24 protein-coding genes, 1 other RNA gene and 1 other annotated feature (1 of these 26 running past the window's edge) are annotated in these 22,577 nt (G+C 33.6%); of the genes, 19 read left to right on the top strand and 6 right to left on the bottom strand.

Features of this window, described 5'->3' with window-relative positions; genetic code table 11:
- Window positions 1–105, top strand: a sequence feature (ribosomal protein L10 leader region) (it extends 11 nt beyond the left edge of the window).
- A gap of 34 nt (window positions 106–139) precedes the next feature.
- The 3 genes from rplJ (at window position 140) to mprF (ending at window position 4,288) form a co-directional block, all read left to right on the top strand.
- The gene (rplJ, locus tag AC1RPV_RS06840; RefSeq protein WP_481761895.1) at window positions 140–646 is read left to right on the top strand and encodes a 50S ribosomal protein L10; all 507 of its coding nucleotides are present in this window, start codon (window positions 140–142) and stop codon (window positions 644–646) included.
- 69 nt (window positions 647–715) lie between these two features.
- Window positions 716–1,084 (top strand): 50S ribosomal protein L7/L12, encoded by a 369-nt coding sequence (gene rplL, locus AC1RPV_RS06835; RefSeq protein WP_409021534.1) that lies wholly within the window; start codon window positions 716–718, stop codon window positions 1,082–1,084.
- A 594-nt stretch (window positions 1,085–1,678) separates the two neighbouring features.
- Window positions 1,679–4,288, top strand: a complete 2,610-nt coding sequence (mprF, locus tag AC1RPV_RS06830; protein ID WP_481761896.1) for a bifunctional lysylphosphatidylglycerol flippase/synthetase MprF — start codon at window positions 1,679–1,681, stop codon at window positions 4,286–4,288.
- Between the two features lie 275 nt (window positions 4,289–4,563).
- On the opposite strand, the gene AC1RPV_RS06825 is transcribed toward mprF, so the two are convergent.
- Window positions 4,564–5,202 (bottom strand): DUF998 domain-containing protein, encoded by a 639-nt coding sequence (locus tag AC1RPV_RS06825; RefSeq protein WP_481761897.1) that lies wholly within the window; start codon window positions 5,200–5,202, stop codon window positions 4,564–4,566.
- Between the two features lie 243 nt (window positions 5,203–5,445).
- On the opposite strand from AC1RPV_RS06825, the gene AC1RPV_RS06820 reads away from it, so the two are divergent.
- Both AC1RPV_RS06820 and AC1RPV_RS06815 read left to right on the top strand, forming a co-directional pair.
- Complete coding sequence (locus AC1RPV_RS06820) at window positions 5,446–6,786, top strand: hemolysin family protein (RefSeq protein ID WP_481761898.1); 1,341 nt, start codon at window positions 5,446–5,448, stop codon at window positions 6,784–6,786.
- Between the two features lie 175 nt (window positions 6,787–6,961).
- Window positions 6,962–7,498, top strand: a complete 537-nt coding sequence (locus AC1RPV_RS06815) for a DUF1648 domain-containing protein (RefSeq protein WP_481761899.1) — start codon at window positions 6,962–6,964, stop codon at window positions 7,496–7,498.
- Between the two features lie 70 nt (window positions 7,499–7,568).
- Here the strand turns inward: AC1RPV_RS06815 and nrdF are convergent, their stop codons facing one another.
- From nrdF to nrdH, 4 genes are read right to left on the bottom strand one after another with little or no spacing between them, the layout of a single operon-like run.
- A complete protein-coding gene (gene nrdF / locus AC1RPV_RS06810; RefSeq protein WP_409021529.1) occupies window positions 7,569–8,561 on the bottom strand; it encodes a class 1b ribonucleoside-diphosphate reductase subunit beta in 993 nt (330 codons plus the stop codon).
- Between the two features lie 21 nt (window positions 8,562–8,582).
- Entirely contained in the window at window positions 8,583–10,760 is a 2,178-nt protein-coding gene (gene nrdE / locus AC1RPV_RS06805) for a class 1b ribonucleoside-diphosphate reductase subunit alpha (protein ID WP_481761900.1), read from the bottom strand.
- The gene (nrdI, locus tag AC1RPV_RS06800) at window positions 10,732–11,112 is read right to left on the bottom strand and encodes a class Ib ribonucleoside-diphosphate reductase assembly flavoprotein NrdI (RefSeq protein WP_481761901.1); all 381 of its coding nucleotides are present in this window, start codon (window positions 11,110–11,112) and stop codon (window positions 10,732–10,734) included. The genes nrdE and nrdI overlap by 29 nt, the downstream gene beginning before the upstream one ends.
- Window positions 11,112–11,342, bottom strand: coding sequence for a glutaredoxin-like protein NrdH (nrdH, locus tag AC1RPV_RS06795; RefSeq protein ID WP_481761902.1), 231 nt, complete (start codon window positions 11,340–11,342; stop codon window positions 11,112–11,114). Before nrdH ends, nrdI begins: the two co-directional genes overlap by 1 nt.
- 213 nt (window positions 11,343–11,555) lie before the next feature.
- Here nrdH and AC1RPV_RS06790 point away from each other — a divergent pair, with 213 nt between their 5' ends.
- The 13 genes from AC1RPV_RS06790 to AC1RPV_RS06730 all read left to right on the top strand — a co-directional run bounded on the left by AC1RPV_RS06790 (window position 11,556) and on the right by AC1RPV_RS06730 (window position 19,995).
- Window positions 11,556–12,158, top strand: coding sequence for a class I SAM-dependent methyltransferase (locus AC1RPV_RS06790; RefSeq protein WP_481761903.1), 603 nt, complete (start codon window positions 11,556–11,558; stop codon window positions 12,156–12,158).
- Complete coding sequence (gene tadA / locus AC1RPV_RS06785; RefSeq protein WP_409021525.1) at window positions 12,159–12,653, top strand: tRNA adenosine(34) deaminase TadA; 495 nt, start codon at window positions 12,159–12,161, stop codon at window positions 12,651–12,653. It begins immediately after the preceding gene.
- A 47-nt stretch (window positions 12,654–12,700) separates the two neighbouring features.
- An RNA gene (ffs, locus tag AC1RPV_RS06780) (signal recognition particle sRNA small type) lies at window positions 12,701–12,787 on the top strand.
- An 87-nt stretch (window positions 12,788–12,874) separates the two neighbouring features.
- A complete protein-coding gene (dnaX, locus tag AC1RPV_RS06775; RefSeq protein ID WP_481761904.1) occupies window positions 12,875–14,590 on the top strand; it encodes a DNA polymerase III subunit gamma/tau in 1,716 nt (571 codons plus the stop codon).
- A 17-nt stretch (window positions 14,591–14,607) separates the two neighbouring features.
- A complete protein-coding gene (locus AC1RPV_RS06770; RefSeq protein WP_409021523.1) occupies window positions 14,608–14,922 on the top strand; it encodes a YbaB/EbfC family nucleoid-associated protein in 315 nt (104 codons plus the stop codon).
- 27 nt (window positions 14,923–14,949) lie between these two features.
- Entirely contained in the window at window positions 14,950–15,549 is a 600-nt protein-coding gene (gene recR / locus AC1RPV_RS06765) for a recombination mediator RecR (protein ID WP_409021522.1), read from the top strand.
- Window positions 15,550–15,567: 18 nt separating this feature from the next.
- On the top strand, window positions 15,568–15,810 hold the full coding sequence (locus AC1RPV_RS06760; RefSeq protein ID WP_481761905.1) for a YaaL family protein: 243 nt from the start codon (window positions 15,568–15,570) through the stop codon (window positions 15,808–15,810).
- 164 nt (window positions 15,811–15,974) lie between these two features.
- A complete protein-coding gene (gene tmk / locus AC1RPV_RS06755) occupies window positions 15,975–16,616 on the top strand; it encodes a dTMP kinase (RefSeq protein ID WP_481761906.1) in 642 nt (213 codons plus the stop codon).
- Between the two features lie 19 nt (window positions 16,617–16,635).
- Window positions 16,636–16,965 (top strand): cyclic-di-AMP receptor, encoded by a 330-nt coding sequence (locus AC1RPV_RS06750; RefSeq protein WP_409021519.1) that lies wholly within the window; start codon window positions 16,636–16,638, stop codon window positions 16,963–16,965.
- A 12-nt stretch (window positions 16,966–16,977) separates the two neighbouring features.
- Complete coding sequence (gene holB, locus AC1RPV_RS06745; protein WP_481761907.1) at window positions 16,978–17,985, top strand: DNA polymerase III subunit delta'; 1,008 nt, start codon at window positions 16,978–16,980, stop codon at window positions 17,983–17,985.
- Window positions 17,986–18,007: 22 nt separating this feature from the next.
- Window positions 18,008–18,364, top strand: coding sequence for a DNA replication initiation control protein YabA (locus tag AC1RPV_RS06740; protein WP_481761908.1), 357 nt, complete (start codon window positions 18,008–18,010; stop codon window positions 18,362–18,364).
- Complete coding sequence (gene rsmI / locus AC1RPV_RS06735; RefSeq protein ID WP_481761909.1) at window positions 18,361–19,242, top strand: 16S rRNA (cytidine(1402)-2'-O)-methyltransferase; 882 nt, start codon at window positions 18,361–18,363, stop codon at window positions 19,240–19,242. Before AC1RPV_RS06740 ends, rsmI begins: the two co-directional genes overlap by 4 nt.
- Before the next feature lie 12 nt (window positions 19,243–19,254).
- Window positions 19,255–19,995, top strand: a complete 741-nt coding sequence (locus AC1RPV_RS06730) for an acyl-[acyl-carrier-protein] thioesterase (protein WP_481761910.1) — start codon at window positions 19,255–19,257, stop codon at window positions 19,993–19,995.
- Between the two features lie 61 nt (window positions 19,996–20,056).
- Here the strand turns inward: AC1RPV_RS06730 and AC1RPV_RS06725 are convergent, their stop codons facing one another.
- Window positions 20,057–21,034, bottom strand: a complete 978-nt coding sequence (locus AC1RPV_RS06725) for an asparaginase (RefSeq protein ID WP_481761911.1) — start codon at window positions 21,032–21,034, stop codon at window positions 20,057–20,059.
- 95 nt (window positions 21,035–21,129) lie between these two features.
- On the opposite strand from AC1RPV_RS06725, the gene brnQ reads away from it, so the two are divergent.
- Complete coding sequence (brnQ, locus tag AC1RPV_RS06720) at window positions 21,130–22,491, top strand: branched-chain amino acid transport system II carrier protein (RefSeq protein WP_481761912.1); 1,362 nt, start codon at window positions 21,130–21,132, stop codon at window positions 22,489–22,491.
- The last annotated feature ends 86 nt before the right edge of the window (window positions 22,492–22,577 follow it).

Below are 22,577 nucleotides of genomic sequence, written 5' to 3'. Positions count from 1 at the left end.
GATTCTACCGAAGACTCAGGTGGCGCAAGCCTTAATTTACCTGCCGAGGAGTGAAGTATTACTCTCTCTGTGTCTTGGTGGACACGGAGTTTTTTTATTGTAAAAAAGCTCTGACACGACTACAGGAGGTGAATCAATTATGAGTAAAGAATTTATCGCACAAAAAGCATTAATTGTGGATGAAGTAACTGAAAAATTCAATAACGCTGCATCTGCAGTTGTTGTGGATTACCGTGGTTTAACGGTTGAACAAGTGACTGCATTACGTAAGGAATTACGCGAAGCAGGCGTTGAAATGAAAGTTATCAAAAACAAGATTTTAGTACGTGCTGCTGAAAAAGCAGGGTATGAAGGTATGGAAGAAGTATTTTCTGGACCTACTGCAGTCGCATTTTCTAGCGAAGATGTTGTTGCACCTGCACGTATTATGGCTAATTTTGCTAAGACTGCTGAAGCACTTAGCATTAAAGGTGGTGTCATTGAAGGTAAAGTTGCAACGTTAGAAGAAATTAACGCTCTTGCTACATTACCTAGTCGTGATGGCTTACTTTCAATGTTACTTTCAGTATTACAAGCACCTGTTCGCAACGTTGCTTATGCAATTAACGCTGTTGCAGAAAGTAAAGACGAAGAACCTGCTGCTTAATACTTAGCATCTATGATCGGTACCTAAAGGTACACACAAAATCGTACACATAAAATGGAGGATACACACATGTCATTAGATACAGAAAAAATCATTGCTGATTTAAAAGAAGCAAGCATTTTAGATTTAAACGACTTAGTTAAAGCAATCGAAGAAGAATTCGGTGTTTCAGCTGCTGCTCCTGTAGCTGCTGCTGGCGCTGGTGCTGGCGAAGCTGCTGCTGAAAAATCAGAATTTACTGTTGAATTAACAGAAGCTGGCGACCAAAAAGTTAAAGCTATCAAAGCCGTTCGCGAAATTACAGGTTTAGGCCTTAAAGACGCTAAAGGTTTAGTTGATAACATTCCATCAGTTATCAAAGAAGGTATTTCTAAAGACGAAGCTGAAGCAATGAAAGCTTCTTTAGAAGAAGTTGGCGCAGTAGTTACTCTCAAATAATAATATTTTTATTTTTGAATAATTTTAAGCACGATGATTTCCAATTTATTGGAAATCATCGTGCTATTTTTTTGCAAAATGTTTGGTTATGTTAATAAATCGTGGTAAGGTATTTAAATAAACATATATCTGAAAAAATATTGAATAAAATGGACAAAATGTAGAGGGGGTAAGCTATAAACGAACATAATTAGAAGCGTCTATTTAAAGGATAGCGATAACTATTCCAATATTAGCGTTTGAAATCTCTTTAAAATTAGAAATTCGTCGAATTATTAATTAATGTTAAACTTTTTCTATATACATCATTAGTTATTTATTAATGTCCACAGTTTGGCATGATCACCAGCGCTTATTTAAAATTAGTTAGTATGTAGATAAAAGAGTTAATTTAGAAATAGTAACTAGATCGAAGCAAATTATTTTTATGGTGATGTTAGTTATTTTATACCAAATTTTACATAGACTACATTAATTTTATTAACGATATAGACTTTATTGTGAAATGAAGGTTACGTAGAACAAAAGAAAAAATAGTATTATATATTCCGGGGGGAGTATAAGTAACAAAAAATAAATCGGGGGATTCAAAAAATGAAAAAAATAATTAGTACGTGTAATGAATTTATTAAAAAAAGATTAACAGCAATTAAGCTTTTATTTGTTTTATCAGTTTTAATTTTTGTTATTATCCAAGTTGGACAAATATTTAAGGATATAAATGGTGAACAAGTTCAGCAAAGTTTTGAATCACAGTCAGTAAAATCCATTATATTAATGTTGGTAATTGGATTTATTGCTGTCCTTCCGATGATGATTTATGATTTTGTCATGGTTAAATTTTTACCAGAAAAGTATTCTTGGCGATACATTCTTCAAAGCGGTTGGATAACGAATACAATGACTAACATAGCAGGATTTGGTGGCCTACTAGGTGCATCACTTAGAGCTAATTTTTATAGTAAAAATGCGTCTAAAAAACAGGTGCTATTTGCTATATCAAAAATAGCATTATTTTTAGTTGCGGGTCTATCACTATATTGTTGGGTTTCTTTATTCATGATTTTTGGATTAAATATTGGACCACAATTCGGACAGTATTGGGTCTGGTTGTTATTAGGTGGCCTATATTTTCCAATTGTTTTTATTATTACAAAGACAAGAGATTCAGAATTTTTTGCAGATTTAACATTAGGTCGTGAACTAACGTTAATACTTGGCTCTTCCTTAGAATGGGGATCTGCTGGTTTATTTTTCATTTATATCGGATTTATGATGAATGTTGATACATCTAATTTAGTTGCTGTCTTCCCGTTATTTATTATCGCATCAATTATCGGTGTTATTTCAATGATTCCGGGTGGGTTAGGTTCTTTTGATGTCTTTATGATTTTAGGGTTACAAACATTAGGTGTACAGGATAGCACAGCTGTTATCTGGTTATTGTTTTATCGATTATTTTATTATATATTCCCATTCTTAGTGGGGGTATTATTATTCGTTAAAGATTCAGGACATCGTCTTAATGAGTACTTAAATGGACTACCAGTTATCTTACTCAGTAGAGTAGCACATTTTATACTTGTGTTATTTTTCTATATGACAGGTATCATCTTATTACTTGCTTCAACGGTTCCAGAATTTACATTTACTAATCCAATTATTAATTACTTATATCCTTATACCTTTTATTTCATTCATCAAATGAGTAATATTATACTTGCATTCTTAATGATTGGGATTGGTCGAGGTATTGAATCTAAAGTTAAACGTGTCTATTGGCCAATGATTATCTTTGTTGTCGTGGGTATTGCTAATACATTGTGGCATGATTTCTCAGTAACAATACTTATTTTCTTAACTATCATTCTCATTTGTGCACTATTATCTAAACCAATATTTTATCGTGAAAGATTTGAATATTCATGGGGCCGTTTATTAATTGATGGAAGTATATTTGCTGGAACATTCATTTTATACACAATCGTAGGATTCTATAACATGCCAGAATTCCACTTTAAGGGTAAAGTTCCAGATGTATTCTTATTTCCTTCAGAAAAGATATGGCTATCAGGATTCCTAGGTTTACTTTCTGCAGTTGTGGTGTTATGGATTGCATTTACGTACTTATCTGGTAAGGATAAACGATTTGGTAAGCAAGATTTTCCAGCAGATCGTGTTAAAAATGTAATTGATACTTATGGTGGTAATGAAGTCAGTCATCTTTCATTTTTAAAGGATAAAAATGTTTATTTCTATCAAAATGATGGACAGGACGAAGTATTTTTCCTTTATCAAAAAAAATCGAATAAATTAGTGGTTATGGGTGAACCTGTTGGTAATCATGAGTTTATTCGTGAAGCAATTAATCAATTTATTGTTGACGCAGATATTGAAGGATTAGAATTAGTTTTTTATGAAGTTGATGCGAAGTTAACAATGATGTTACATGAAGTTGGATTTGATTTCATTAAAACGGGTGAAGAAGGTTTTGTTAGAGTAGCTGAATTTGAATTGGCTGGTAAAAAAAGACGTTCTGAACGTGCTTTAATGAATAAATTTGAACGAGAAAACTATACATTTGCAATGATCGAGCCCCCTTATTCAAAGGAAACTATTCAAGAATTGAAAAAAATATCTGATAGTTGGCTGAATGGACAAGCTGAAAAAGGATTTTCTTTAGGATTTTTCGATGAATATTATCTTAATCAAGCGCCTATTGCTATTATTAATGATTCTGAGGGACATAAGGTTGCCTTTGCGACAATGATGCCAACCGGAAATAATAGGGTCTTATCGATTGATTTGATGAGATATAGTAGAGAAGAAGCGCCATCTGGTATTATGGATAAAATCTTTATTAGCCTTTTTCAACAAGCAAAAGAAGGCGGCTATGAATTATTCGATATGGGTATGGCACCATTGTCGAATGTAGGTGAATCTAAATTTAGTTTTGCGGAAGAAAAAATAGCTCATTTAATTTATGAATATGGGTATCATTTTTATGGTTTCCAGGGACTAAAGAAGTATAAAAATAAATATGTAACTAAATGGCAGCCAAAATATATTTCATTTAGGAAACGTAGTTCGATTGCCTTTACGTTATTACAGATTTTAGCAGTTGTAAATCAAAAAAAATCAGTAGATAAAAAGGATAGAATGCCTAGCCCTATAATGAAGTTTTTAATAAAGAATATTAGATAATATAGTATATTAAAAGGGTAGAGATATATATTATTTGAGACACCAAGACATAATTCCGGTAAAATATCGGAATTATGTCTTTTAATTTGCAAGAAATACGTTTGTTATGAAGCAAAAGAAACTCTAAATGTAGTGAACAAATAGTTAATTTAACGTACTTTTAGTCTGGAAACTGCGTATGATGATTGCTTTCTTACTCGATTATTTAGATATAAAAATGCCTCACAATTACTAGACTTATGTCTAATAATTGTGAGGCATTTCATTAATTAGTATTATCTTTTTTTAAACATATTTTTGATAGAGATTAATAAAAATGGCATATAGAGTAACCATAAATTTAAACGTTGCCACAAACCACGATAAGGAATTTTAAATTGTGAATCTGGCATAATTCTTGGATAAACAAATAAAAATTGAATTCCTAGTGAAATAATAAAGGCAACTAATAAAAGGGTTGTAATTAGTTTTTTACCTTGCTTTTGATAGAGTTTTAATAAAAAAAACATACTAATCAAAAGAGCGGTGTCGCCAATGCCTGACGAATAATTGTGGATCATACCCGTAATGCTTTGTGTATTTGATGTGAGTGCACGATCGAAAATTCCTGTTAAAAGACAATCGGTCATACTAAAAATAATTAACATAGCGGTAAACCAGCTGGCTAATTTTTTTGACGTACCTTTAAAATATTCATAGAAAGCTGGTGCTGAAAGTAAGAAAAGAAGTCCATTTATAACTTCCCAAACTTTAAATGCCATATGAGTTGGAACGCCAACTTCCCCAAAATCACTAATTAAATTAGTGAATTGCAAATAACCAGGTACAAATGGTGCTAATGCTAAAGGCAAAATCCACTCACTTATAACGGCAAGTGCCATTAAATAAAAACCATATTTCTTTAAAAAATTCATTATAGATCCCCAATTCTAATTATTTATATGATAATTTTATTATAACTTATTTAAGTAATAGTTGTTTACGAAAAGGCTAATTAAAAATGACACTTCTTAATTATAATTAAGATAATACCAAGATATATCGATTTAGATAGCCTTATTTTAGATATAATGATAAAGTGTTAACTAGTTTATGAACAATATTTTTGATATAATGGAAGTTAAGAAATTACAACAAATTGAAAGTAGGGTGTTACCTTGGATTCTGGTCCGGAAAATTATTTAGTGAATGTAATTGTTATTATCGCAATATTACTTTTGTCTGTGTTATTTACACTGACTGAGTATGCGTTGGTTCGTGTCCGTATTAGTGCATTGAAAGATATGTATGGGAAAAAGCCGCTTAAAAATATTAAGCGGGCTATTCATATGACGGAGAACCTAACGGAGTATCTGTCAACGGCCCAAGTTGGAATCACTTCAACTAGTTTGATTTTAGGTTGGATTGGTGAAAAAACAATAGCAGATGCGATTATACAATCAAATATATTACCCGCGGCTATGGCAAATGCTATTGCATCGGTTGCTGCAATTCTTATTTTTACTGTTATTCATGCTGTTTTTACTGATTTAGTACCTAAAAATATTGCAATTGCAGATCCATTGCCAGTATTATTATTTATTGTCCGTCCTATTATGTTTTTCCATATTGTGTTATACCCATTAATTTGGATTTTAGATCGTTCAGCAAATTGGATTACGCATTTGTTAGGTTATGAAGTTGAAAATGAAGAAGATATTTATTCGCAAACTGAAATTCTCTCATTATCTCGATTATCCGCAAATGCTGGTGAACTTGATGAAGAAGATTTAACATTCATGCGACGAGCATTTGATATGAATGATAAAGTGGCAGAAGATATCATGATTGACCGAACATCGATGGTTGCAGTAGACGTAGACGATTCAATTAGAAACGTTGTTAATTTATATTGGAGAACTAGATATTCAAGGTTCCCAGTTATTGCTAACAATGATAAAGATAAAGTTATCGGGTACGTTTATAGTTATGATTTATTGCGACAGGAAAAAATTGATAAGACAAATTTGATTTCAACAATTATGCGTGATATTCCGGCCGTTCAAGAAAATGCTGAAGTTCATAGTATTATGGATGTTATGGTATCTAAGAGAACACCAATCGTTATCGTCGTTAATGAGTATGGTGGGACTTCAGGGATTGTTACAGATAAAGATATCTATGAAGAATTATTTGGTGTTGTTAGAGAAGAATTTGATGATACGAATGACGATAATATAGTAGATATGGGAAACAATAAATTTAAAGTTTCAGGTAAAGTGACATTATATGATTTTGAAAGATATTTTGATACAACGCTTAAAGAAACGGAAGAAAGTGAAGCGGTGACGCTTACTGGATTTGTGCTTAATAATGACTCAAAATTTCGAGCTAATGATGAAATGAAAATTGCTAATTTTAATATTAAGGCATTGGACTATGAAAATGCTTATATTTCAGAATTTGAAGTAACTGTTTTACCAACAGATAAAAGAGTGATTAACAAAGTGAACGCTTAAAAAAATAGTATTTAGGGTTAGTTTTTAATTAGCTCTAAATGCTATTTTTTTTACTACATTACTGGTAAGGATTATAGCTTGCCAATTGGTAAAAGTAGTAACCATATTAATTTGAATCAAACGACTATTTCGAATTATTTAAAATGGTCACAATATCTGGTAGGAGGAGACAATTATGAAAAATAAAAGGAATATCAGCGCCATCTTATTTGGATTTGTTCCAATGATTATGGGAGTAGTTTTGTATCACAAATTACCCAATAAAATTCCGATTCACTGGAATATAGGTGGTAATATTGATCAGTATGGTGATAAAAATCTAGTTATTATTGGGTTCCCATTATTGATGATTTTAATCAATGTGGTGATAATGGTAATAGATAACACTAATCGTCAAAATAAGAAACTAGATACAGCTTTAATTTGGATTACGCCAATCTTATCAATACTTTTAGCAACAATGATATTTGCTACCGCGTTGGGACATCAGGTTAATATTATTAGCAGTGTTGCACTGATAGTGGGAACATTGCTGATCATCTTAGGAAACTATGCGCCTAAAACGGTTCCTAATAAATATACCAACTTTAGGATGAAGAAAATAACGCAGGATTCTAGTCATCGTGAGAAATTAAATCGTTTATCAGGTGTATGGATGGTCATTATAGGAATATTGATACTTTGTGCGGGAATAGTGGGAATGTTACTGTAATTGTAAAGTTAAAACTGTTAAATAAAAAATCCTTACTATCAGTTTTTAGGCTGATAGTAAGGATTTTTTTCTAACGTTTAGGACGACGTTTCATTTGGCCGCTTTCACCAATTTCATAATCTGAATCATCCATTGATTCCACACTACCAAGTAAGTAGCCATTACCAACTTGAGAGAAGAAATCATGATTAGATGTTGATGTTGAAATTCCGTTCATGACAACAGGATTAACATCAGAAGCTGTATCAGGGAACAAAGGATCTTGGCCTAAATTCATTAGAGCTTTGTTGGCATTGTAACGTAAGAAGGTTAAAACTTCTTCAGTCCAACCAACTTCATCATAAAGTTCATGGGTATATTTTTCTTCGTTTTCATATAATTCAAACAGAAGGTCATACATCCAGGTCTTCATTTTACCTTGTTCTTCTTCAGAAAGTTCGTTGAATCCTAATTGGAATTTATAGCCAATGAAGGTACCATGAACAGATTCATCACGTAAAATTAATTTAATAATTTCAGCAACGTTTGCCAGTTTGTTATGGCCTAAATAGTAAAGTGGCGTATAGAAACCAGAGTAGAATAAGAACGTTTCAAGAAAAACAGAAGCAACTTTTTTCTCCAATGGTGACCCGTTTTGGTAAATACCATTAATACGTTGTGCTTTTTTTTGTAAAAATTCGTTTTTGTCTGTCCATTCGAAAATTTCAGTAATCTCTGAAGCTGTATTCAACGTTGAAAAAATTGATGAATAACTTTTAGCATGAACCGATTCCATAAATTGAATATTATTTAAAACAGCTTCTTCGTGGGCAGTCCGTGTATCATGACGCAACGCTTCCATCCCATCTTGTGATTGCACCGTATCCAACAATGTTAGCCCACCAAAATCATGACCAACTAATGTTTTTTCTGCAGGACTCAGTGTACGCCAATCATCTAAATCATTTGAAAGGGGGATACGTGTATCTAACCAAAATTGTTCTGTTAGTTTTTCCCAAGTTGCTTTATCAACTTGATCTTCAACTTCGTTCCAATTAATTGCTTTGTAACTATCATTATTCATTTAACTTTCCTCCGTTACAGTTTAGATAACACAACTCTCACAAGCGTTTGCGCCAACTTCTTCTTGATCATCAGTAAAGGTTCTGATGTAGTAAATTGACTTAATACCTTTATTATACGCATAATTACGCAAAATGTTTAAGTCACGTGTTGTCATTTTATCTGTCCGACCATTTTTCCATTCGTAGAGGCCTTCAGGAATCGTTGAACGCATGAATAAAGTTAAACTAAGTGATTGATCGATATGTTCCTGTGCAGCAGCGTAAACGTCAATAACTTTACGCATATCCATGTCGTATGCAGAAGTATAGTATGGAATCGTGTCATTTGAAAGGTAAGGAGCTGGATAGTAAATCTTTCCAATTTTCTTTTCTTGACGCTCTTCGATTCGGTTAATAATTGGGTGAAGACTGGCAGTAGTATCGTTAATATATGAAATAGAGCCATTAGGTGCAACAGCCAATCTATTTTGATGATAAAGACCGTCAGTTTGAATATTAGCTTTCAAAGTCGCCCAATCTTCTTGATTAGGGATGTCGATGCCATCAAATAAGGCAGCAACTTTATCAGAAGTAGGGCCCCAATCTTCGTTAAGATACTTATCAAAGTAGGTACCAGTTGCATAAGTACTTTTTTCAAAGTTATGGAATGTTTCATTTTTTTCTTTAGCGATAGCATTTGATGATTTTAATGAGTAATAGTTAAGCATCATAAAATAAACACTAGTGAAATCGATTGAGTCTTCTGAACCATAATGCATATGGTTTTTAGCGAAGTAGGCATGTAAGCCCATTGCACCTAAACCGATGGTATGCGCTAAGTTATTTCCATGTTGAATAGGAGGCACAACATCAATATCTGAACTATCAGTTACAAAAGTTAAAGCGCGAACCATTGAATCAACTGAACGGCCAAAATCTGGAGAAGCCATCATATTAACAATGTTAGTTGAGCCTAAGTTACATGAAATATCAGTCCCCATAACATCGTAGCCTTGTGCATTATTCACAGTTGATGGTGTCTGAACCTGCATGATTTCTGAACAAAGATTACTCATAATGATTTTACCATCAATTGGGTTTGCGCGATTTGCTGTATCAACATTGACAATATAAGGATAGCCTGACTCTTGTTGCAGCTTAGAAATTTCAGTTTCTAATTCGCGGGCAAGAATCGTTTTTTTACTAATATTTTTATTGGCAACCATATTGTCATATTCTTTTGTGATATCAACATAGGAATAAGGGACTCCATATTCTCTTTCAACACCGTAGGGATCGAAAAGATACATCGTTGCATTATCTTTAATGAGTTCGTAAAATTTATCAGGTACAGTGATGCCTAGTGATAAAGTTTTAACACGGATTTTTTCATCAGCATTTTCTTTTTTAGCTGACAGGAAAGCAACAATATCTGGATGGAAGACGTCTAAATAGACAACTCCAGCACCTTGACGCTGTCCTAGTTGGTTAGAATATGAAAAACTATCTTCTAATAATTTCATAACGGGTAGAACACCAGAAGCAGCGCCCTCAATCCCTTTAATTGGTGCACCTGCGCCACGTAAATTACTGAGCGTAATACCAACACCACCACCAATTCGAGATAATTGAAGTGCTGAGTTAATGCCACGTCCAATACCATTCATATCATCAGTAATTTGAATTAGGAAGCAAGAAACTAATTCTCCACGACGTTTACGACCGGCATTTAAGAAACTAGGTGTAGCAGGTTGGTAACGTTGATGAATCATTTCGTCAGCTAAATTCATAGCTAGTTCTGTATTACCATCAGCAAAGTAAAGAACGTTCATTGCAACACGATCAATATAATTTTCAAGGTAATAGGCATTATTATCAGTTTTAAGTGCGTATTGAGCATAAAATTTGTAGGCAGCCATAAATGTACCGAAATGGAATTTTTGAGCTGCTAAATAAGCGTAGAGCTCCTCTATAAATGAGAAGTCATATTTATTATAAAAATCAGTTTCAATATAGTTGTTGTCAATTAAATAATCAAAACGTGCTTTTAATGAATCAAATTGCATTGTATTTTCAGCAACATTTTCTTTCAAAAAGGCGGTTAAGGCTTCTTGATCTTTTTGAAGTGGGATTTGACCGTCTACGGGAATATTAATTTCATTATTTAAATCATAATAAGTGACTTTATCACTATTTAACGTTTTTAATGTCAATTTCATCAACTACTTTCTTCATATTGATTACATCTTCTTCAGTGCCATTGAATTCAAATTCATATAATAATGGGACGTGATAGTCGGTTGCGATATCTTTGGCTGTAAAAATAAAAAGTTGGGCGAAGTTGCGGTTCCCACCGCCAACAACACCCAGTATATTTTCTCTATTTGATTGATATTCAATAAAGTCGTTGACCGATTCAGTGAGCCCAATTTCATAAGTTGGAACAATTAAAATATAGGGTTCATTTAATTCAATAAGCGGGTTTGTTGGATCGATTTCAAATGAAGGATAGCCAATTTTATTGATGAAGCGTCGTGTTTGTCCAGTAATGCTAAAGAAAACAATTTTCATTAGACTGCCAACTTTTTAAGCATATCAGGACGAAATCCTGCGATTGTATCGAATCCAGTAGCTTCTATAACAGGAACAGCTTGGAAACCTTGGCCTTTCAAGTAATCGATTGCGTTATCGTCTTCGGAAATGTTACGTTCATCAAAGTCGACGTTGTTTTCTTCTAAAAAACGTTTTGTCATTTTGCATTGGATGCAGTTGTTTTTTGTAAATACAGTAACTTTTTTCATTATATAAATTCCCCTTTGTTGTTTTGTTTAATAAGATAAGTATACAACACATAATCCAAAAATCAATTGAAAAAAACACTACATTTAGTGTGATTTTAAGTTGCATCACACAAGATGTAGTGTTCAAGGTCTTGGATTGTTTATATTAAATTTTGATTGCGAAAATTCGATTTTCTCCGTATTATAGAAACTATTGAGAAAGTAGGTAAAAATATGACGAATTATTATTTTTCGAAAAATCCAGATGTTATTCATGATGAAAAAGAATGGACATTTAAACTGTTGAACAACGAGTTTAAGTTTACCACAGATAATGGTGTATTTTCAAAAAAAACAGTCGATTTTGGTTCAAGAGTTTTATTAAATGCAGTTGAGCAACAAAAAATAATTCCGGGAAATATTTTAGATGTTGGATGTGGATACGGTCCAATAGGACTTGCTATAGCCAAGAATCAACCAGAACGAAAAATAGACATGACAGATGTAAACGAATTAGCATTAGAATTAGCAAAGAAGAACGCGGTAATCAATAAAATTAATAATATAGAAGTTTTTGAATCTGCCGCATACAGTCATGTAAAAAAGACAGATTATGCTGCAATTCTTACAAACCCGCCTATTAGAGCAGGCAAAGAGGTCGTTCATGAAATTTTAAGTGGCGCATTCGACCATTTAAAAGTTGGCGGACAATTGTTTGCTGTATTACAAAAGAAACAAGGGGCAAGTTCGGCTCAAAAGAGAATGACTGAAGTTTTTGGTAATTGTGACATTATTTTAAAAGATAAAGGTTACTATATTTTAATGAGTGTGAAGTAAATGGTAGAAAAATTAACTGAAGAACAAAAAGAATTTTTTATGCGCGAAGCTTTATATGAAGCAAGAAATGCAAAAATTATTGGTGAAGTACCAATTGGCTGTGTTGTTGTACAAAATGGTGAGATTATTGGACGAGGCCATAATATTCGTGAACACGTGCAAGATGCAACCCTTCACGCTGAAATTTTAGCCATCCAAGAAGCCTGTGCTACGATTCATAGCTGGCGTCTTGTAGATGCGCAATTATTCGTAACACTAGAACCATGCCCAATGTGTAGTGGTGCGATTATCAATTCAAGAATCCCCGAAGTTTACTTTGGTGCATTTGATCCTAAAGCAGGAACTGCAGGCAGCATTGGGAACTTATTAACGGATGAACGATTTAATCATCAAGCAAAAGTAGAATCTGGATTATTATTAGATGAAGCCAAAGACCTACTCCAATCATTCTTTAGAGAAGTTCGTCGTAAAAGAAAAGAAAAAAAGCAATCATAAAGGTAGCTTTTTGTTGGAATTTAATGTATTATAATAATTGCCGCAAGGCCTTAAGGCAATAGTGTGCTTACGAATTGTGTCAGATCCGGAAGGAAGCAGCACTAAGTTTGATTCACTTTGTGCCTTAAGTAATTATGATTATTTAAGACTCTTAGTCAGAAATGGCTGAGAGATTTTTTTATTTAAAAAGCTATTTATAGATTTTGAAAGGAGAGATTGTGATGAGTTACCAAGCTTTATACCGTGTCTGGCGTCCACAAAAATTTAGTGATTTAGTTGGACAAAACATGATTACGCAGACGTTGAAAAATGCAATTATGACACAACAAACAAGTCATGCATACATTTTTAATGGTCCACGTGGAACAGGTAAAACGTCCGCAGCTAAAATTTTTGCTAAGGCAGTTAATTGTCACTTCCAGGAAAATGGCGAACCATGTAACAAATGTGAGACATGTATCGCTATTACGAATGGTCAATTAAACGATGTTATCGAAATTGATGCCGCTTCTAATAATGGGGTTGAAGAAATTCGTGATATCCGTGACAAAGTAAAGTATGCACCCACACAAGCTGATTTTAAAATCTATATTATTGATGAAGTTCATATGCTATCTACGGGTGCTTTTAATGCACTCTTGAAGACGCTTGAAGAACCACCTGAAAATGTTATTTTTATTCTTGCTACAACGGAACCACATAAGATTCCAGCAACCATTATTTCTAGAACTCAGAAATTTGATTTCAAGCGTATTACGCCAGCTGACAGTTATGAACGAATGGTTTATATTTTGTCTGAAAAAGGAATTGAATATGAAGAACCAGCGCTTAAAGTTATCGCTAAAGCAGCTGAAGGTGGAATGCGGGATGCTTTGAGTATTTTAGATCAGGTCATTTCATTCGGTGATAACAAGGTGACTTTGGATAATGCTTTGTTAGTAACCGGTAGTGTAACACAGGATAAAATACAGAATTACGTCACGGAAGTTAGTCAAAAAGCGACTACTGAGGCATTAGAAACGATACAAGCAATTATAGACGAAGGTAAAGATTCAACTAGATTAATCGAAGATTTAATTGCCTATAGTCGTGATTTACTATTATATCAGCAAGCACCAGCACTTATTAATCAACTAGAATTAGGGATGGTTAATGATGATTTTAAAAACTTATCACAGACTATTTCTGCTGATTTCTTATACCAAATGATAAATGTTTTAAATGAAATTCAACAACAAATGCGATTTACAACACATCCAGATGTTTATTTAGAAGTATTAACAATTCGATTATCACAATTTAATACCTCTGATACGATTGCGGAGACGACTCAATCAGAATTAAGTTCAGATGCATCTAAACAAATTAATAATTTAACTAAAACAGTTGAAGACTTGAAAAAGCAAATAATTGATTTAAGTCAGAATGATAATCAACCGCAAGTGGCAGTAATAGCTAAGCCTAAAAAAGTTGCCTCTACTCAAAAAAAAGCAACATTAAATTTATCTCAAATTTATCCTATTTTAGATCACGCAACAAAAGAAAGTTTGGTACAATTAAAACAGGTTTGGCCAGAGTTGTTGCATCAACTTTCAGTTACACAACGTGCGATTATGCAAGCTAGTGAACCGGTTGCGGCTAGTCCTGACAGTGTACTTGTTAGTTTTAATTACGAATTCTTGTCTGTCAAAGCTTCAAGTGATACAGAGTTACTCGATGCTTTAGGTAATGGGTTAGATCGATTATTACATCATGTCCCTAAGGTGGTCTGTATTACAGCAGAGCAATGGCCAGAAGTCCGAAAATCTTACATTAAACAAAATGAGCACGAGGGAACTGAAACAATTATTGAGCCAGAACCTGAAGTAGTAGAACCAATTGTTTCAAAAGCTGAAGAAATTTTTGGAACAGAAAATATAGAAATTAAACAGGATTAGAAAGGAAGTAATTAATAATGATGCGTGGAAATGGTAATATGCAAGGTATGATGAAACAAATGCAAAAATTACAAAAAGATATGACAAAAGACCAAGAGGCTTTGAATGCAACTGAATTTGTTGGCGAAGCTTCAAATGATTTAGTTAAGGTAACCTTTACAGGGGACAAAAAAATGACTGATATCATGATTAAAGAAGAAGCAGTCGATCCTGATGATGTTGATATGTTACAAGATTTAATTATTATGGCTGTTAATGATGCTATGACAAAAATTGAAAAAACAACAACTGATAAATTGGGTAAATATTCTCAAGGGATGCCTGGACTATAAACTTAAAATTAAAGAAGGCTAAAGAAAATGCAATATCCTGAACCTATCGCAAAATTGATTGAAAGTTATATGAAATTACCAGGTATTGGTGGTAAAACTGCTACAAGATTAGCTTTTTTTACAATTGATATGGATGAAGATGATGTCACCGATTTTGCTAAATCACTAATATCTGCCAAACGAGACCTACATTATTGTAGTATCTGTGGCAATATTACTGAAGAAGATCCTTGTCAGATTTGTTCTGATTCATCACGTGATCAAACCAAAGTTATTGTTGTAGAAGAACCTAAAGATGTGATGTCTTTAGAAAAAATGAAAGAGTATCACGGCTTGTATCACGTGCTTCATGGTGTATTATCACCAATTGAAGGTAAAGGGCCGGAAGATATTAATATCACAAGTTTATTAACACGTCTTCAATCGCATCCCGATATGCAGGAAGTTATTATTGCGACAAATGCAACGCCAGAAGGTGAAGCAACGTCAATGTATTTATCGAGATTGATTAAACCGGCTGGAATTAAAGTGACAAGATTAGCCCATGGACTATCTGTAGGTAGCGATATTGAGTACGCAGATGAAATGACGTTGTTTAAAGCGATTGAAGGACGTACTGAAATATAGAAATGAGCTGACGGTGTAATGTTTAATAAAAAAACAAAACTTAAATTACGTAAAGAGTATGACGCTAAGTTGCTAGAGTCAATTGATCTCGCTAAAATAGCATGGGATCAAGCCAAACAAACTGAAGAGGCCATTTACGAAGTTGATGAAGAATTAATTAATGAAACACAGATGGCAAGAAAAAGATATTTCTTTCTCTATAATGAAGCGCGTGTTCGTTCAGTTAAAGGGCATATGCAGGCTTCAGTAATCACACATTAAATTAGAAAGAACGTTGAGACAATTCGCCTAACTTGTCTTGGCGTTTTTTTGTGAAATGCTGATTAGATTTATTAAATAAGAGATAGTATACTAATAGTAGGTTTATCTTATGGACAGGTTTTTAAGATTCAAGTACAATAATAATAAGTATTGGGGTCGTTAATGTGACTGGAAAATTTATAACGATTGAAGGACCAGATGGGTCCGGCAAAACGAGTGCCTTAAAAGGTATTATAAAAAAGATACAAAATAACTTGGTAAAAGAATTAGTTATAACACGTGAACCAGGTGGAAGTCCGATATCTGAAGCCATTCGTGAAGTTGTCTTAAATCAAGATTATCCAGAGATGGATAAACGAACTGAAGCATTATTGTTTGCAGCATCAAGACGTCAGCATATCGCAGAAATAATTTTCCCAGCACTTAAGGAAGATAAAATTGTAATATGTGATCGTTATGTTGATAGTTCAATTGCTTACCAAGGTGCTGGTAGAGATATCGGAACGCAAGCGGTTGCTGATATGAACCTATTTGCAACAAATGGAACAGAACCTGATTTAACTTTATACTTTGACGTACCATCAGAAATTGGATTAAAACGAATTTTTGAGCATCGTCAAAATGAAATAAATCGTTTAGATGATGAAAAGTTAGAGTTCCATCAAAAAGTACGCAAAGCATACCAACAATTAGCAGTGAAAAATCCAGAACGTATTATAACCATTAATGCGGCGCAACCTTTGGAAAAAGTAATTGACGATTGTATTGACGTTCTGAAGAAAAAATTACCCGAGTCTTTTAAATAAATGAAATGAGGGAATTCAAATGAAATTAATTACAGCGATTGTTCAAGATAAAGATAGTAACCGATTAAGCAATATATTTATAGATTCAAATGTCCGTGCAACAAAACTATCAACAACTGGTGGTTTTTTAAAGTCTGGTAATACAACCTTTTTAATTGGTATTGAAGATGAACGTGTTGATGAGGTATTACAAATCATTAAAGAGACATCATCAACGCGTGAACAATTTATGGCCCCCCCTGTTAACTTAGATGTTTCAATGGATGCACAAGTACCATTTCCATTAGAAGTTCAGGTTGGTGGTGCAACAGTATTTGTCTTACCAGTAGAAGAGTTTCATCAATTTTAGGAGTAAATAGTAATGACAGAATTAGCTGATGAAACCAGTAATATTAAAATTCAAGAATTACAGCCAAAATTAATTGAACATTTTGAAAAATTGATAATAACAAATAAGTTAGCCCATGCTTATCTATTTTCCGGACCAGAAGGTATTGGTAAGGTTGAACTAGCACAATGGATTGCAATGCGACTCTTTTGTACTGCTGACGAGGATCAAAAGCCTTGCGGTGTATGTGGTGAATGTCAACGAATTCTATCAGGTAATCACCCTGATATCGTGAGTGTTAAGCCTGAAGGCCAGTCAATTAAAGTTGATCAAATTCGATTTTTGAAATCAGAATTTTCAAAAAGTGGTGTTGAAGGTAGCCAAAAGATTTTTATAATTGAAAAAGCTGAGAGTATGACAGCTAGTGCTGCGAACAGTTTACTTAAATTTTTAGAAGAGCCTGTTGGAAATGTGAAAGCTTTCTTATTAACAGAAAATAAAAATCAAATTTTGCCAACTATTCAATCACGGTGCCAACTGGTTAATTTTGTCGCACTCTCTCAAGAAAAATTGATTCAAAATTTATTAAATCAAGGTATCTTGAAAGATCAGGCTCAGTTACTTGTTCATGTAACTGAGAGTACAAGCCATGCTGTAGCATTAGCACAAGATGAGAATTTTACTGAAATGACAAATCAAGTTTGGAATTGGTTCAGTAAATTATTGAAAAATGATGCTGAAAGTTTCATTTTGGTACAAACAAAACTAGTGCCACTCGCAAAAGAAAAACAACAACAGGCATTGATGGTTGATTTAATGGTACTGTTAGCGCGTGATTGTTTACTTGTCCGTTATAATCGTAAGGAACAAGTGAGTTTTTCTAATCGTTTAACTGAAATTGATAAAATAACTCAAATGATTAGTGATAAAAAGTTAGTTGCTATATTAGATGGTTGTTTACAAATTAAAACGATGCTCCAAATAAATATGACATTTCAAAGTGCAATTGAAGTAACAACGTTAAAATTAATAGATTTATAAAATATGAAATGAAGGTGATTTTGTGGATAAGCGTCAACTATATGATAATTTTATAGCTATCGAGGAAGAAATGAAAAAAATGTTATCGAGTTTTGAAACAATAAAATCTGATATGACTGGTGTTCTTGAAAATAACGCTGAATTGGAGATTGAAAACCAACATTTGAGAGAACGATTAAGTGAAATAGAACGACAAACGTCTAAGAATTTTAATGAATCTTCCGATGCAAATCTGTCAAAATCACGTCAAAACTTAGAAAAATTATATGATCAAGGTTTTCATATTTGTAATATTGAAGGGATGTACGGATCACGTCGAGTCGATGATGAACCTTGTGCTTTCTGTTTAGATTTAATTTATGGGGAGCGCGAAGTATGAGTGAAATAGCAGCACAAAGCAGTTTTCAAGGTAAAGGGACAACTGGGTCATTATATTTAGTACCGACACCAATTGGTAATTTATCTGATATGACGTTTAGAGCGATTGATATTTTAAAAGAGGTTGACTATATAGCAGCCGAAGATACACGAAACACACAAAAATTATTAAATCATTTTGAAATTGAAACAAGTCAATTGAGTTTTCATGAACATAATACGCAAGAACGTATTCCGCAATTTGTTGATAAAATATTGGCTGGTCAATCAATCGCACAAGTAAGTGATGCAGGAATGCCATCAATTAGTGATCCTGGGCATGATCTTGTTAAAGCATGTATTGAAGCTAAGATTCCAGTTGTGCCACTTCCTGGGGCAAATGCCGGGATCACTGCATTAATAGCTTCTGGATTAGCGCCACAACCGTTCTTATTCTATGGTTTTTTATCGCGAAAACCTAAGAGTCAAAAAGAAGAATTAGCTGAGTTGAAAAATCAAACAATGACGCTTATTTTTTATGAAGCACCACATCGCTTGAAAAAAACATTAACACAAATAGCTGCTAGCCTTGGTGGTCAGCGTAAAGTTGTACTATGCCGAGAATTAACTAAACGTTATGAAGAATTCTTGCGTGGAACACTGGATGATGCTATCAAATGGGCTGGCACTGAGCAAGTCCGTGGAGAATTTTGTGTAATTGTTGAGGGAAATGATTCGCCAGAAGCAACGGAAGTTGATCATCTGGCTAATATGTCAATTGAAGAACAAGTTGATTATTTGATTGAAACAGGTATGAAAACTAATGATGCGATAAAAGAGATTGCTAAGAAACAAGAGATGAAAAAACAAGAAGTTTATAATCTGTATCATCAGATTTAAGGAGTGAACATATTGGCAGATAATAAATTTAGTGAGCTACATCGTGCGGTTTACTATGAAGGCGATAAAAGTGGGCGTGTGACAGTAGCAATGCTAATTAACATGATTATTTTGGTTTCAACAGACCAAAGTGATAGCTTAGGAATTACTGAAAAAGATTTAACAAATTTGGGCTTTGGTTGGGTTATTACACAATATCTTATTGATATTTCGAGAATACCACATATTGATGAGAATTTAACATTAACTACTGAGGCTGTTTCGTACAATCGTTTCTTCTGTTACCGAGATTTCTGGGTTCATGATGAAGCAGGTAATGAGTGTGCACATATTCATGCTGTATTTGTTTTAATGGATCATAAAACACGTAAAATGACTCGTGTATTGCCAGAAGTTATTGAACCTTTTGGTGCTGAATATACACGAAGAATTGAGCGTTTGGAGAAACCAGTTGGTATCATGAAAGAAGATACAATAGCTGCTAAAAAATCATATGACGTTCGATTCTTTGATATTGATCCAAATCAACATGTAAACAATTCAAAATATTTTGATTGGTTATTAGATTCATTGTCAGAAGACTTTTTAATGTCACATGATTTGAAACATATGAATATTAAATATGAAAAAGAAATTCACTATGGTCATAAGATAGATAGTATCGTTGTTATTGATAACTTAACGACACATCACCAGATTAAAATTGGTGATGATGTTTATTGTGAAGCTGACTGTGAGTGGACGAAACGTTAGAATAAAAAATGCTCTGAGTAACTGGAAGTCTATCCAGTTACTCAGAGCATTTTTTATATTTTTATGATAAAGCATCTGCGACATAAATCGAGAGTTCTTCTTTTTCAAGACCAGCACTTAATCCAACCAATAGTTTGATTCTTGCTTTTTGACCATTTAAGCCACGACAGAAGATGCCGCCCATTTTTTTCAATTGAACGCCACCACCTTCATAGTCGTAAACATCTTGTGCCACGCCATTAAAGCAACGTGAAACAATTACAACTGGAATATCGCGATCAATTAATTTTTGAAGATTAGCTAAAACTTGTGGGGGAAGATTTCCTGCACCAAGAGCTTCAATGACAATACCGTTCGTTTGGTCATTATTAAGAAAACCAAGTAAATCAGCATCCATTCCAGCATAAGCCTTAATTAAATAAACATGATCAACAACTTTGTCGATTGCTAAGCAAGTCTGGCTTAGCAATTCGGCAAAAAAGGTCACGTTATCTTTAGCGATACTACCAATTGGGCCAAACGTTGGTGTTCTAAAAGTTGCGACATTTGTTGTATGTGTTTTTGTTACATAGCGTGCTGTATGAATTTCATCATTCATAACAACTAAGACACCTTTATCAACTGCATCATCACTTGCTGCAGTTAAGATGGCTGTTTGAAAATTGTGTAAGCCATCTGAGCCTATTTCATTTGCGGAACGCATAGCACCTGTTAAAACGACAGGTAGATGGTTCGGTAATGTAAGATCTAAAAAATAAGCAGTTTCTTCTAATGTATCCGTACCGTGAGTAATAACAATACCATCAATCGCTTCCGCGGATGCACGCATAATTCTTTTTTGAATAATTAGCATCTCTATGGGGCCAATATGTGGGGATGGTAAGTTAAAAATATTTTCAGTGATTAAATCGAAACGATCACCAAATGGATTTTCAACTTGGTTTAAAGGGTTTTCTGCACCAGGTGCAACTGCGCCTGTTTCTTGATTTTCAGACATGGCGATTGTACCACCAGTGTGTAAAATTAATATTTTTTTCATATTTTCCTCCTTGCTGACACTTAGATTATACATATTATATTGTACTTTGACTATGAATTTGTTACTGTATATGAACAGATAAGGTGGTTATGAGAATGAAAGAAAAACAATTAAGTAAGAATGAGTATTTATTTATTAGCTCAATGTTATTCGGTTTATTTTTTGGCGCGGGAAATTTAATTTTTCCAGTCTTTGTAGGTCAACAATCCGGACAAAACCTGTGGATAGGTAATTTAGGCTTTCTAATTGCTGGTGTTGGGTTACCTTTTTTAGGTGTAATTGCTATTGGATTGTCTAAAAGTAGGGGAGTTTTCGATTTAGCCTCTAAGGTTAATCGAACGTATGGCATAATTTTCACAATGTTGCTCTACCTAACTATTGGACCGCTATTTGCAGGTCCAAGATCAGCAACTATTCCGTTTGAAATTGGAATTGCACCACATATTAAAGCCAGCCAACATTCAGTATGGCTATTATTATTTTCAATTTTATTCTTCACAATAGTTTGGCTTTTGGCAGTTAAACCAACCAAGATATTAGTCTATGTTGGTAAGTATTTAAATCCCATATTTTTATGTGCGTTGGCTATTTTATTGTTATTTGTATTTATTAAGCCAATGGGTAATTTTTCAGATTTCCCCGCAACAAGTTCTTACAAGAATGGTGCTTTTATGTCTGCTTTTGGGCAAGGATATTACACTATGGATGCACTCGCTGGTTTGGCTTTTGGTATTATCATTGTGGATACAATTAAAGATTTAGGTATTACGAATCCTAAATCAATTACTAAAGGGATTATCTATTCTGGTAGTATCAGTGTTATTTTGATGGGAATCATCTATACATGCTTGGCCTATCTTGGGGCAACGAGTCTGGGTGTATTTCCACATTCTGGTAATGGTGGTGCTATTTTAGCTCAAGTTGCTCAACGTTATTTTGGACAATTCGGAAGTTTCTTTCTTGCTGCAATTATTGTTGTTGCTTGTATTAAAACGGCAATTGGCGTGACTAGCGCATGTGCTAAAACATGTGTTGAAATTATTGGTCATGGTAGCTATAAATTGTATTTAACACTTGGTTGTGTGATTAGTTGTTTAATTGCCAACGTTGGGTTAGATCAATTAATTACATTATCAACACCAGTTTTGATGTTGCTTTACCCACTTGCTATTGTATTGATGATTGCTGCCTGTTTAGAACCTACTTTAAATAAGTATGACTTAAAAGTCAGCATTATCTACAAATGGTTAACCGTTTTAACGCTTTTTAGTGCCATTTTTGATGGACTAAACGCGATGCCAATTTCAATTAAAAATTTAGCTTTTGCTAAAAATATGTTAGCATTTGCAAATCATTATTTACCACTGTTTAATATTGGCTTAAGTTGGATAGTTCCTGCTGCGTTAGGATTACTTATGGGACTAATTTTTATGATTCGTGAAAAGAAAATAAATTAAAAAGAAACATGAAGTGAACCCCAAAAGTTGGAGTAAATATTAAGCGATCATCTGGTCGGTATGTTTTCGATATTCAATCGGAGACA

This window comes from Dellaglioa sp. CoH-55-MRSF-9 (genome assembly GCF_056782155.1).
This window is presented reverse-complemented; position numbering and strand designations above follow the sequence as displayed.